The following is an 11,897-nucleotide window of genomic DNA, read 5'->3' as shown; positions in this document are numbered from 1 at the left end:
TTGACTTGAAAAAGCCTGCCGACGGCTGCGTAACATTGCTTCACGCAACCCCCTGAGGTTCCCCATTGCCGTTGAATGTCGGGCGTGTGATCTCTATGGGAATCGTCATAGAGTCGGAATACGCAAGCGAGAGCGAGCATGAACACCGTCAGGTGCGAAGGACGACGGCCCTTTGGGCCGGAGTTTGAGCACCGTCAGGTCCGAAGTGCGATGGTTCGTATGAACCGGAGTTCGAGCACCGTCAGGTGCGAGGTGCGATGGTTCGTAAGAACCGGAGTTTGAGCACCGTCAGGTGCGAAGGACGCGAAGTTCGGAGAGTTGTCGGCACCCCTCTTCGCGGCTGCGCGCCTTCGCGCGAGGTAACGATGGATGGCTCTGATGAACTTTTTCACGCAACGTTCAGAGAGTTCCGTTGACGCCGGAGGGCTTTTGTAGAGCCCCGTCAACCCAAAAAAGGTATTCGAGGTTGGCCGGGGCCGGGAGACTAGAACTGGAAACAGTCCCCGGCGATGACCCGCTCAACCTTCCCGTTGTCCTTCCGGATGATCAGGGCGCCGTGGGCGTCGATATCGATCGCCTCTCCCGCGAAGGTCTTATTGATCGTCTTGATGACCACCCGCTGGTCGATCGTCATGGAGAGGCTCTTCCACTCGCGGATGATGGAGTCGTATTCGCCGTCCTCGAGCTGCTGATAGCGCAGTTCGAACTCCCGGAGAACCCGGGCAAGCAGCGCCACGCGATCAACCTCGTGGCCGACCTCCGCCTGGAGCGAGGTCAGGATATCCTTCAGGGGAGGCGAGAGATCGGTGAGCGATATGTTCGCGTCGATCCCGATCCCCAGGAGGGCGTAGTGCACGGTATCCGCCTCGGCAGTAAGTTCCAGGAGCAGGCCGGCGATCTTCTTGTCCCCGATGAAGATGTCGTTGGGCCACTTGATGAGCGCACTGATGCCGTACTCCTTGCGGATGGCACGGGCAATCGCGACCGACCCGGCCATGGTGATCATGAAGAGGTGGTCGAGCGGGATCTTCGGTTTCAGAAGAATGGTAATCCAGATGCCGCCGGCGGGCGAGACCCAGGCGCGTCCGAGCCTTCCTACCCCGCCGGTCTGCTCCTCGGCGATGATCACCATGCCGTGCAATTTTTCAGGATCGGTCTCGGCGGCAAGTTTCTTCGCGATCCAGCCCGTGGAGGCGGTGCTCTCGAAGTGACGGATCTGCCGTCCGATGACCCGGGTGCGGAGCATCTTGTTGATCTCGTAGGGAAGGAGCCGGTTGGTCTTCTCCTCGAGGCGGTAGCCTTCCGCCCGGGACGACGATATCTCATACCCCAGCCTCCGGAGTTCGCGTATCTGCTTCCAGACAGCCGACCGGGTGATGCCCAGCTGCTCTGCAATCCGTTCCCCCGATACCGGGCCGGGCGATTCTTCGAGAATCTTCAATACGTTGATTGCCGTATCCTTCATGTCCATTACCTTTTCGCTGCAGGCGACTCGGTCGGGAGCGGACACGGGTCCTCGCCGCAGACCTGTCTCCGGATCACCGTGCTCTGCTCCATGAAACCCGCCAGATCAAAGATGCCGGTCAGGTCGACGATGCCGATTGCGCCGATTGCGCTGCCGTCTTCGTCCCTTACCGGCGCCACCACCACCGGGATGCCTTTGTACGGGCCTCTCGGCGGCCTGACCCTCTTCGTTACGTTCTCCGCCAGGACTTCCTCGAGGATCGGGCCGGTGTAGGCCTCGTCGATCACCTCTCCGTCCTCGACCCTGACTCCGGGGCGTTCGCGGGACCGTGCCGTAACGGGCAGCCGACCAAGTAGATCGTGGATACATACCACGATCGGAATGAGATCGCGCGCGCTCGAAGACGCAGAGACGACGTATTGATTCATGGTCGTATCCATACTGTTCATCAGGTTTTATCTAAAATAATGTTTCCCTATCTCCGCAGGAGAATTCCTTCAGGAATTCGCGCGACGGGTACTCATGGATACTGGTGACCAAGATCATCCCGCTGCCGAGCGGCTTCCCGACGAGGAGCGGCTCGCCATCGGGGGTGGCGGCAAGCGTCTCGCCGCCGTGTGACGGGAACGAGCCGTCGCACTCGACGGCGTCGAGGTCGTACCCCGAAAAAAGGGAGTTGAAGGGCCCCTCCCCGGCAAACCGGACGACACGCGGCCCGTAGGCAAACGAGTAGGTCACCGGGAACGGGAGCCAGTCGTAAGCGTCCGTGCGCGAGCATCCCGCGCCGAAGACCAGCAGCCGCCCGCCATTCTCGACGAACCTCCGGATACGACCTTCCGCCGCCCGGAGAGCGGGGAGAAGGTTCGAGTAGGCCGGGTTCGCAAACCCTGTCGGCACGATGAGCGCAGCAAACCTCCCGCGCCAGAAGGGAGACGCAAGCATGTTCGGATTGACCGATTCGCAAGCGGCGCCGCAGTCCTCGATGAGCCGCGAAAACATCAGGGGGGTGTCCCAGAGCAGCCCCGTCCTGCCGGTCACCCCTTGATCACCCCGAGCGGATCGAGCCGGGCGACGACATTCGAGAGGCCCGCTTCATGCACGACGCGGACAACCTCCCCGCTTGGCTTGTAGACATCAGGGGCCTCCTCTGCAAGGACGGAGTCGCTGTGGGCACGCACCAGAATGCCCTCCCCCGCGAGGCGTTCACGGAGTTCCTTGCCGCGGATCTCTTTCTTGGCCTTCGACCGGCTGAGCACTCTCCCCGCGCCGTGGCAGGTGCTCCCCCACGTCTTCTGCATCGCGGTCGTCGTGCCGTGGAGGAGGTAGGATGATGTCCCCATGCTCCCGGGGATGATCACCGGCTGCCCGACCGCGGCATACTCCCCCGGGACACCCGGAGTTCCCGGGCCGAACGCCCGCGTCGCGCCTTTGCGGTGGACGCAGACCTCCGTCGAGACACCGTCGACGTCGTGGCGCTCGAACTTCGCGACGTTGTGCGCGACGTCGTAGATGAGCCGCATCTCGTCGTAATCGATCCCGAAGAGGTGTGCGAAGACCTTCCTCGCTTCGTGCATGATGACCTGCCGGTTTGCCCAGGCGTAGTTTGCGGCCGAGACCATGCCCCCGTAGTAGGCACGGCCTTCCGGGGAGTCGATCGGGGCACAGGCGAGCTGCCGGTCGGGGAGACGTATCCCGTACTTCGGAAGCGCGCCCTCAAGCGTCCGCAAATGATCGGTCGCGACCTGGTGGCCGAGGCCGCGTGAGCCGCAGTGCACCATGAAGCAGACCTGCCCTTCGGCGATCCCGAAGGCCTTTGCCGCTTCGGGGTCGACGATCTCCCTCGCCGCCTGGACCTCCAGGAAGTGGTTGCCGGCGCCGAGCGTCCCGAGCTGCGGCAAACCCCGCTGACGCGCTTTGGCGCTGACCGCGCCGGGGTCGGCGCCCGGCATCGCTCCCTCGCCCTCGCACCGGACGAGGTCGGCTTCGGTGCCGAGCCCGCGCTCGACCGCCCACCGGGCGCCGTCGACCATGACCGCGGTGAGATCCTTGTTCGAGATCCTCATGGCGCTCTTTGCGCCCACGCCGGTCGGCACGGCGTCAAAGAGCCGTTCGATCAGTTCTCGTTTCTTGCCGGCGAGATCGGCCTCAATCAGGGGTGTCGTGATCAGCCGGACGCCGCAGTTGATGTCGAATCCGACCCCCCCCGGGGAGATGACCCCTTCGGTCATATCGAACGCGGCGACGCCGCCGATGGGAAACCCGTATCCCCAGTGGATGTCGGGCATGGCAAGGGAGTGCTTCACAATCCCGGGGAGCGTCGCGACGTTCGCGAGCTGGCGGACGGCTCCCTCTTCGAGCGTCTCCGCCAGTCTCCGGGAGAGGAAAAAACGCCCCGGCACCCGCATATCGGGAACGTATCCGATAGGAACCTCCCATTCGAGGTCCCCGATCTTATTGATTCCGGTAAGCATGGCAATCACTCAGATATCGAAGATGATCTCCACCACGTAGCCCTCTTCTTCTTTAACGATTTCGAGCCCGAAGTAGGATATGCCCTTGATGAGCGCTCCCGCCGAGTGCCGCGCGGGGTCGAACGGCTCGCCCCTGAGGACGGCGGAGAGCCGGGTGCCCCGGAGGTCGACGTCAAAGGTGCAGAAGACGGTGTTCTCGACCTCGGTGACGAAGAGCAGTTCCGAGAGGTAGTCGATGAGAAGCGACTCGAGGTTCTCCGCCTCGATCTCGATCCTCCGCTCGACACCCTTGTCCTCGCAGGGGCCGTACATCACGTGGAACATCGCGCGGCCTGCCTCGGCAAAGAGTTCGGCCAGGTCCGCGCCTCGCACCCGCATGAGGACGTCGGCGGTGTGCTCCAGTTCTTCGAAGCTCATGATCTAGAAGTCTTCGTAGAATATAGGAATCATTCCTCTGTGGATAGAATCGATGTAGCGGGCCTGGTACTTCGAGATATAAACGGTATAATCCCCGATCGGAACCTGCAGGTCGGTCGCCTTCGGGGGTTTGACCGATACCGGCAGGAGAATGGGCCCGCTACAGGATGTGCTCACCCGGAAGTCGCGTTTCCTCTGGAGGACATACGATCGAACATCCTCTGTGACATATATGTCCTGTGATCGACCTGGCTCCCCAACATCGCTCTGCATGGTAGTCTCTCATATTGGTGCTGGGGCTAAAAAAAGAGGTAGGGTTTCCGGGAACTATGTCGCCACGAGGATATTCGCCACCACGTCCACGTACTGATCCTTCAACTCGTAGATGGAGTTCGTCCCCTCCGCGTTCCGCCTCACATGCAGGATGCCGATACGGGATGCGATGATGCCTACCATCGACGCAATGGAGTGGTAACTGACCGAGAACCGCTCCTGCAATTTCTCGTAGATCTGGGGTATGGTGAGAGATTTTACTTTGACGAAGAGGTTGAGCAGCTCATGCCGGATTCCATCCCGGTCACGTGAGAGATAACCTTTGAGTCGAGATTCTATCTCTTTTTTGAGCTCACCGGGCGATCTCATATGTGCTTGTGATTCGGTATTTTATATATATCTTTTCTTTTCATTCGTTAAATCGGGTATTCTGCCAGGAGGACGACAATTGTCTGACGAAATGATGCCATGTCGTTTCTCGTGGCTCCGTTTCCCGCGATCTCGGGCATTATTGGTTTGATATGCTTTTAATGGGAAATAACCGCGATTAAACGGCGCCGCCGTTCCCCGCCCGCCTCCACGGCGCGCATATGCCGCACTCCCTTCGTCCGGAGGTGGACGAGACGCCCGAAGCGTGAACACCGCCGGTGCGACCGGGGGTGCGGGCATGCGCGGAGCGATACCGCGTGAGGGAACGCCCCGGATAAAGGACCCCCTGCGGTGCCCGGCCGGGAATCCATCCCTGCCGTGTATTTCAGTAATATTCGGGCGAATTTCGGGTTCCACCGTATATCCATGGAGTAACCCTTTAACCTATCACACTCGTACTGTTATACAGCATGGAATTTTCCGGATATGACATCAACAAATACTCTCCGCGGCAGATGGTAGCGTTGCCCCTCCTCCTCCTCCTCCTTGCCGGGGTCGTGCTTGGCTACACCATGCTCACCACCGGCCTGCCCCTGACACCGGGCATCGACTTTGCGGGAGGAACGGCGGTCACGGTCTTCACATCCGACAGCAGAGAGACGATCGAGGCAACGTTCGCCGGGTATCCGCTCCTATCGGTAGGTGAGGGTGTCGGGAACGGGAAATACATCCAGTTCGGCCCGATGGACGATGCCCAATTCCAGAGCCTCACCGCGCTCATCAACGAGAGGTATCCCGATGCAAAGGTAGACCAGATCGGCGAGACATTTGGCAAGACGCTCCAGAGTCAGGCCTTTCTCGCCATGATCTTCTCGTTCATCGGCATGGCCGTCGTGGTACTTATCGCGTTCCGTAGCGTGGTGCCGGCGGGTGCGGTCGTCCTCGCGGCCTTCGCCGACATCGTCATCACCGCCGGGGTCATGCAGATCATCGGCATCCCGCTCTCCCTCGGGACAACGGCGGCCCTGCTGATGCTTATCGGTTACTCCGTCGATAGCGACATCCTGCTGACGACGCGCCTCCTGAAGCGGAAGGGGAAACTCGAAGAAAAACTCTTCGGTGCGTTCAGGACCGGGATCATCATGACGACCACGACGCTTGCGGCCATCGCCGCGATGTGGGTCGTCGCCACGGCGGGACATATCCAGATCATCAGCGAGATCGCGAGCGTCCTTCTCATCGGGCTCTTTGTGGACATAATGAACACCTGGATGCTGAACGCCGGAATTCTGAAAGAGTACATCCTCCGGGGGAATAAGAGATGAATGGCGAAACCATCAAGACCCTTATTAAAGACTGGCGGGTCGCCCTGCTGCTCCTGCTGGTCGTCGGCTCCCTCGTCAGCATCTACCTCGCCCCCCCGAACCCGGAGAAAGGGCTTGAAGGGAACCTTCAGTTCGGCCTCGATCTCCAGGGCGGCTCATGGCTGCAGATGGAGTTCCAGTCAGTGGTCGTGGCCTACTCGACTGACGGGTCAGCCGGCGACCTCATTGAGAACCTGCGTACAGACCTTAAGACGGAGGTCGTCCAGATCGACGCGAACCACCTCGAGATCCGAAAGAGCGTCACCCGTGCCGACCTCGAACCGATCTTCGCGGAATCGGGCGCCTCGATCGTCACCTACCAGAAGGGCGTATCACCGTTCACCGCAGACGAGGTGAAACGGATCCTGAACGAGAAGGTGAACGCCCTCGGGATGCAGGATGCGAGGATCAATCTGCTCACCCCGACGGGGAGTGAGTACCCGCAGTACGTGCGGATAGAGCTCGCCGGCGTGGATATGGCGACGGCACAGGAGATTGTCGGCACCCAGGGCCTCTTTGAGATACGGGTCCAGACCACCGGGAACGAGTCCGAGCACGTCCTCTACGGCGACCAGATCACCAGCGTCGGCGTGCCGCAGAAGGACTACGATGGCCGCTGGGGCGTCGCGTTCTCGCTCACCGATGCGGGTGCGGAGGCCTTCCGGAAGGCTGCCATCGAATCCGGAGCGGTCAACAATCCGGACGCTCACAACCTCGTGATGATCCTCGATAACGAGACCGTCTACAGCGCCCCCCTCTCCGGAGAACTTGCGGGACAACTCCGGACGGGCCCGGTCAGGTCGCTCTCCGCGAGCACCGGCACCGGCGACGCCGGGCTTGAGGATGCGATGGCGCTCCAGATCCACCTGCGGGCCGGCGCACTGCCGGTGAAGGTGGATATCGTCGGCTCCGGCTCCGTTCCCGCGGCGCTCGGCGAGCAGTTCAAGATGACGGTCGCCCTTGCCGGGCTGCTCGCACTGCTCACGGTGGGAATCGTCGTCTACTACCGCTACCGTGAACCTGCGATCGTTCTCCCGATGGTCGCGACCAACCTTGCGGAGATCATCATCCTGCTCGGAATCGCCCGGTTCATCATCCAGCTCGACCTCGCCACCATCGCCGGTCTGATAGCGGTGGTGGGTACCGGCATCGACCAGCTCGTCATCATCACCGATGAGGTTCTCCACGAAGGGCGTGTTCCGTCGCGGAACCTTTACATGAAACGCTACGGACGGGCGCTCGGTATCATCGCCGTTGCCGCCGCGACGGTCGTCATCGCCATGCTCCCGCTGGCGCTGATGGATCTCTCCACCCTCCGGGGCTTCGCCATCGTCACCATACTTGGCGTCCTGATCGGCATTCTCGTGACACGGCCAGCGTATGGGAAGATTATCATGGCGATCCTCTCGAAATAACACCCCTACCAATAACCTTTATTGCCCCGTTCACACACAATGTTTGAACGGGGTACAGTCTTATGGGAAAACCGGTTTTAATGGACTTTTTTGCCGAGTGGTGCGGTCCGTGCCACCAGCAGTCACCGATCATCGACGAGCTCAAAGCAAAGATGGGCGACCGGGTCGACATCCGAAAGATCGACGTCGGTATCGATTCCGAACAGACACGGCAGTATGCCGCCAAATACGACATCCAGTTCGTACCGACGCTTGTCATCGAGAAAGACGGGAATCTCGTCCGGAAGTTGGTGGGCGTCCAGGACCTCGGCACACTCGAAAGTATCTTAAAACCGCTGGTGGAGCAGTGAAGATCGGGATCGTTGGGGGAACCGGCGACATCGGGGAAGGCATGGCGCTCCGGCTCTCGCCGAAGTACGATGTGATCGTGGGATCGCGCGAGGAGGTAAAGGCGGTCGCGACCTGCGATACCTGCCGGGAGACCCTGCAGGTGCAGGGAATGGAGTGCAGCCTCATGGGCGTCACCAACCAGCGCGCGGTCGACGAGGCGGATATCGTTGTCCTCGCGATACCCTTCAAGCACGTGACTCCCACCCTGAACACCCTGACCGGGTTCGAGGAGAAGATTGTCGTCACCCCTGTCAACCCGATCGAGCGCACGACTTACTTCACCTACGCCCCCCCGCCGGAGGGCTCGGCGGCGATGATGATCAAGGGGATGCTCCCCGAAAGCGCGACCGTCTGTGCCGCGTTCAACAACATCGCCGCGAACAAGTGGAAGATGCTCGACGAGGAACTGGACTATTCGGTCGCCGTCTGCTGTGACGACGACGGGGCGAAGCAGAAAGTGATGGAGGTCGTCAACAATGTCTCACGCCTCCGCGCTTATGACGCGGGACCGCTTGCGGCTGCATCCATCGTCGAGAGCGTGACGCCCCTCCTCCTCAACATCGCCCGATTCAATAAGATGCGGGATGTCGGCGTGAAGTTTGTATAATTTTCTTTCTTTTGGCTGAAGAGGGGTGAGAACCCGACTGTGTGAACCTATTTTGCATGAAAGGGCATAACTATTGTTCGCACATCAAAACTCTCCATTATTCTCAAACTCAGAATCCTCATAGAGTGTTGAATATTCGTGCACGGATTCCGAGGGGATATCGCCATTGGGGGAAGGGCTGACGGGGAGGGGGCTTGCCCCCTCCCCTGTCTCCACATACGAAGGGATTCCTGTAGCCCCCACTCGAAGACCTCCGGTCTTCTCAAGCTCCGGACGTCCCGTCCGTCGCACCCCGCCCGGCCTCCAGCCTCCTCCTCCGCACCTGCGGTGCTCAAACTCCTCCTGTTCCAGCAGTCGTTCCCCGCCCCCAGAGGGGCGGGGGCAGTCTATGGCGATATTCCCACGGTCCAGTGGACCGGGCTTGCAAGGATAACACCCATCAGGCATTTGATGTCTCTTGCCTCAACCCCGGCTCTCCCGCCACACTACGAGCATTCCCTGCAGCACACCCGACCCCCCGCCCCCGTACCCCAGGCGGCATGCACATATCCCGTTGTACGCCAAACCATCCTGTACGAAGATCAGGGTGCTCTAAATGCTGGATCGGGAGTTCGAACGGATTGGAAAGAGGCTCGTTATGGAAGGGCTCGTCGGAGCGAATTTCGGGAACATGAGCGTGCGGGGACAGGGCGGCTTTACCATCACCCGGACCGGCGCGTACCTCGACGCGGGAGAGATGCCTGTCTTTGTGCCGGATGCGGGCGACGCCCCGCGCGAGGCCTCGAGCGAGTACCGGGTTCACCGCGCGGTCTACCGGGAGACGCCGCACTCCGCGATCGTCCACGCCCACCCGGTTCACGCCGTCGCCGCTTCGCTCGATGCCGACCTCGTTCGGCCGGCCGACAGCGAGGGAGGGATGCTCTGCCCTGAGATCCCGGTCGTCACCGGGAACCCTGGAACCGACGAGATCGCAGAGAACGTTGCCGGGGCGCTCCGGGACGGTCATATCGTCATCGTCCGGGGGCACGGGACGTTTGCAGCCGGAAAAACGCTCGACGAGGCGTATATCTACACCTCGATCGCCGAGTACGCCTGCCGAATCCTCTTCTTATCGGGGAGGCTTCGGGGAGTTCTGTAACTGCTCGATCTGGCGGGTTGTCTCGCGGTGAAACCCGAGCAGCATGTCGCTGATCACGCCGAACATGAAGATCTGAAAGCCTATCGTGATCAGAAGGACCGTGAGGATGGTGAGCGGGAGGTGCTCGATGTTCTTGAGCCACTCGAGAACGACATAGACGCCGATGACGCCCCCCGCAAGCGATATGAAGAGGCCGATGATCCCGAAGTAGAAGATCGGGTTGTTCATCTTCGCGAGCCGGTATATCGTCGAGAAGATCCGCAGGCCGTCCTGAAATGGGTTCAGTTTCGTGACGGTGCCGGGCCGCGAGAGATACCGGACCGGGACGACCGTAACCCGTTGCCCGTTCCTCACCGCCTCGACGGCCATCTCCGTCTCGATCTCGAACCCTGCCTCTTTAAGCGTCATCTGCCGGATCGAGTGAAGGGTAAAGGCGCGGTAGCCGGAGAGGATATCGCTGAGGTCTTTTCCGTGCGCTATCCGGAACAGCGTGTTGAGGATCTGGTTGCCGAGGAGGTTTAACCACGTGAACGCTCCCGCCTCGGGATTGACGAGACGGTTTCCGATGACGTGATCGAATCCGCGGCCGAGGGGTTCGAGCATCTTCTCTGCGTCGTCCGGCAGGTAGGTGCCGTCGCCGTCGAGCATCAGCACGTAGGGCTTGTCGATCATCTCCACGGCCTCGATGATGGCGTTGCCCTTCCCCTTTCCCGCCTGCGTCCGGACTGTCGCTCCCGCGGCCCGGGCAATATCCGGCGTTCCGTCAGTGCTGTTCCCGTCCATGACGAGGATGCTGGAAAAACCGCGCTCCCGGAACCCCTCAATCAACTCGCCGATCGTCGGGGCTTCGTTCAGTGTGGGGATGAAGATACAGACCTCGTCTCGCTCGACGTTCATCGGTGTACTTATATCCGATTTAGCAACATAAGGACTTCGCATGCACGTAGCCAAATCGGGGCTCCGGGCGCTCGGCATCGCCGAGAGTTATTCGGGGCGGGAGCGGTCCACCCTTGCCGGCGTCGTCATGCGAAAGGACCTCCGGATCGACGGAGCAGCCTTCGCCCGGGTGACCGTCGGCGGATCGGATGCCACCGATGCGGTCGTCCGGCTCTACACCCGTCTCGCCCGCCGGGACATTAACATCCTGATGATCGGCGGGAGTGTCATCGCCTGGTACAACATCATTGACCCGGCGGCGGTGCATCAGGCGACCGGTCTTCCTGTTGTCGTCGTCACCTACGAGGAGTCGGAGGGGCTCGACGAGGATATCCGGCGCCACTTCCCGGGCGACGTTGAGAGGCTCGCGGCATACCGGCGGCTCGGCGACCGGGTTCCCGTCCGGCTGCGTTCGGGGTATACGCTTTTTGTCCGCTCATGCGGCATCTCCCCGGAGGACGCCGCAAGGCTCTGCAACGACTTCACGTTCGAAGGAAGGGTGCCCGAACCCATCCGGGTGGCGCGGATCGTCGCCCGCGGCGTCGTCCGGTCGTCAGGAGGCGTCGGGTTCGCCCCTGACGACCATGACCGTTGACGCCGCGTGGTCGACGACGTAGGAACTAGTGCTCCCGAGAAAGAAGCGGCCGAGCCGGCCCTTGCCGTGCGACCCGACCACGGTCAGGCCTGCGCCGAGTTCCCGAGCCAGCGCGATGATCTCCGCTCCCGGATGTCCCTGGCGTTTGTGGGCGGTGAGCGGGACACCGGCGGCGGCTCCCTTCTCTTCGGCGTCGGCGAGGATCTCGTCGGCCTCCCGGTCGAGCGCGTCGAAAAGCGCCTGCTGGGCGATAGTGGGGGGTTCGAGTTCGTTGAGGGTCAGCGAGGGATATGTGGCGGTCTGGACGACGTGTACGGCATGCACGGGGACCCCCATGGCACGGGCGACGGCAAGGGCCTCTTCGAGCGCCCGGTGGCCGATCGCCGATCCGTCGACCGCCACGAGAATTGATCTGAACATGCCAGTCTCTAGAAGTGTTCGGGTACAAAAACGTGCG

15 protein-coding genes are annotated in these 11,897 nt (G+C 61.3%); 6 read left to right on the top strand and 9 right to left on the bottom strand.

The features are described 5' to 3' along the window. Nucleotides 1-484: 484 nt before the first annotated feature. From MchiMG62_RS08915 to MchiMG62_RS08885, 7 genes are read right to left on the bottom strand one after another with little or no spacing between them, the layout of a single operon-like run. Entirely contained in the window at nt 485-1,465 is a 981-nt protein-coding gene (locus tag MchiMG62_RS08915) for a biotin--[acetyl-CoA-carboxylase] ligase (RefSeq protein ID WP_221056652.1), read from the bottom strand. A 5-nt stretch (nt 1,466-1,470) separates the two neighbouring features. Beyond that, nucleotides 1,471-1,905 carry a DUF2111 domain-containing protein gene (locus MchiMG62_RS08910; RefSeq protein WP_244987655.1) on the bottom strand — a complete coding sequence of 145 codons (435 nt, stop codon included), beginning with the start codon at nt 1,903-1,905 and terminating at the stop codon, nt 1,471-1,473. A gap of 19 nt (nt 1,906-1,924) precedes the next feature. Further along, complete coding sequence (locus MchiMG62_RS08905; RefSeq protein ID WP_244987654.1) at nt 1,925-2,503, bottom strand: BPL-N domain-containing protein; 579 nt, start codon at nt 2,501-2,503, stop codon at nt 1,925-1,927. Then, the gene (locus MchiMG62_RS08900) at nt 2,500-3,936 is read right to left on the bottom strand and encodes an RtcB family protein (protein ID WP_280636149.1); all 1,437 of its coding nucleotides are present in this window, start codon (nt 3,934-3,936) and stop codon (nt 2,500-2,502) included. The genes MchiMG62_RS08905 and MchiMG62_RS08900 overlap by 4 nt, the downstream gene beginning before the upstream one ends. Nucleotides 3,937-3,945: 9 nt before the next feature. Then, nucleotides 3,946-4,353 carry an archease gene (locus MchiMG62_RS08895; RefSeq protein ID WP_221056651.1) on the bottom strand — a complete coding sequence of 136 codons (408 nt, stop codon included), beginning with the start codon at nt 4,351-4,353 and terminating at the stop codon, nt 3,946-3,948. Nucleotides 4,354-4,356: 3 nt separating this feature from the next. Then, nucleotides 4,357-4,626 (bottom strand): hypothetical protein, encoded by a 270-nt coding sequence (locus tag MchiMG62_RS08890; RefSeq protein ID WP_221056650.1) that lies wholly within the window; start codon nt 4,624-4,626, stop codon nt 4,357-4,359. A gap of 54 nt (nt 4,627-4,680) precedes the next feature. After that, on the bottom strand, nt 4,681-4,995 hold the full coding sequence (locus MchiMG62_RS08885) for a DUF2551 domain-containing protein (RefSeq protein WP_074369995.1): 315 nt from the start codon (nt 4,993-4,995) through the stop codon (nt 4,681-4,683). A gap of 470 nt (nt 4,996-5,465) precedes the next feature. Between MchiMG62_RS08885 and MchiMG62_RS08880 the strand changes: the two genes are divergently transcribed. The 5 genes from MchiMG62_RS08880 to MchiMG62_RS08860 all read left to right on the top strand — a co-directional run bounded on the left by MchiMG62_RS08880 (nt 5,466) and on the right by MchiMG62_RS08860 (nt 9,909). After that, nucleotides 5,466-6,320 carry a protein translocase subunit SecF gene (locus MchiMG62_RS08880; RefSeq protein WP_221056649.1) on the top strand — a complete coding sequence of 285 codons (855 nt, stop codon included), beginning with the start codon at nt 5,466-5,468 and terminating at the stop codon, nt 6,318-6,320. After that, nucleotides 6,317-7,774 (top strand): preprotein translocase subunit SecD, encoded by a 1,458-nt coding sequence (locus MchiMG62_RS08875; protein ID WP_221056648.1) that lies wholly within the window; start codon nt 6,317-6,319, stop codon nt 7,772-7,774. The genes MchiMG62_RS08880 and MchiMG62_RS08875 overlap by 4 nt, the downstream gene beginning before the upstream one ends. 62 nt (nt 7,775-7,836) lie before the next feature. Continuing rightward, nucleotides 7,837-8,124: a thioredoxin family protein gene (locus MchiMG62_RS08870; RefSeq protein ID WP_221056647.1), complete on the top strand. Its 288-nt coding sequence runs from the start codon at nt 7,837-7,839 to the stop codon at nt 8,122-8,124. Then, on the top strand, nt 8,121-8,771 hold the full coding sequence (gene npdG / locus MchiMG62_RS08865) for an NADPH-dependent F420 reductase (protein WP_221056646.1): 651 nt from the start codon (nt 8,121-8,123) through the stop codon (nt 8,769-8,771). Before MchiMG62_RS08870 ends, npdG begins: the two co-directional genes overlap by 4 nt. Nucleotides 8,772-9,366: 595 nt before the next feature. Then, complete coding sequence (locus tag MchiMG62_RS08860; protein WP_221056645.1) at nt 9,367-9,909, top strand: aldolase; 543 nt, start codon at nt 9,367-9,369, stop codon at nt 9,907-9,909. On the opposite strand, the gene aglJ is transcribed toward MchiMG62_RS08860, so the two are convergent. Beyond that, nucleotides 9,880-10,806: an S-layer glycoprotein N-glycosyltransferase AglJ gene (gene aglJ, locus MchiMG62_RS08855; protein ID WP_221056644.1), complete on the bottom strand. Its 927-nt coding sequence runs from the start codon at nt 10,804-10,806 to the stop codon at nt 9,880-9,882. The two genes, MchiMG62_RS08860 and aglJ, sit on opposite strands and share 30 nt — an antisense overlap. 40 nt (nt 10,807-10,846) lie before the next feature. On the opposite strand from aglJ, the gene MchiMG62_RS08850 reads away from it, so the two are divergent. Continuing rightward, nucleotides 10,847-11,440, top strand: a complete 594-nt coding sequence (locus MchiMG62_RS08850; RefSeq protein ID WP_221056643.1) for an endonuclease dU — start codon at nt 10,847-10,849, stop codon at nt 11,438-11,440. On the opposite strand, the gene MchiMG62_RS08845 is transcribed toward MchiMG62_RS08850, so the two are convergent. Next, complete coding sequence (locus MchiMG62_RS08845) at nt 11,399-11,860, bottom strand: universal stress protein (protein WP_221056642.1); 462 nt, start codon at nt 11,858-11,860, stop codon at nt 11,399-11,401. The genes MchiMG62_RS08850 and MchiMG62_RS08845 overlap by 42 nt on opposite strands. Nucleotides 11,861-11,897 lie beyond the last annotated feature (37 nt).

This window comes from Methanoculleus chikugoensis (assembly GCF_019669965.1).
Taxonomy (GTDB): Archaea; Halobacteriota; Methanomicrobia; order Methanomicrobiales; family Methanoculleaceae; genus Methanoculleus; species Methanoculleus chikugoensis.
Note: the sequence above shows the minus strand (reverse complement) of the source record. Positions and strands in the feature narration are given on the sequence as shown.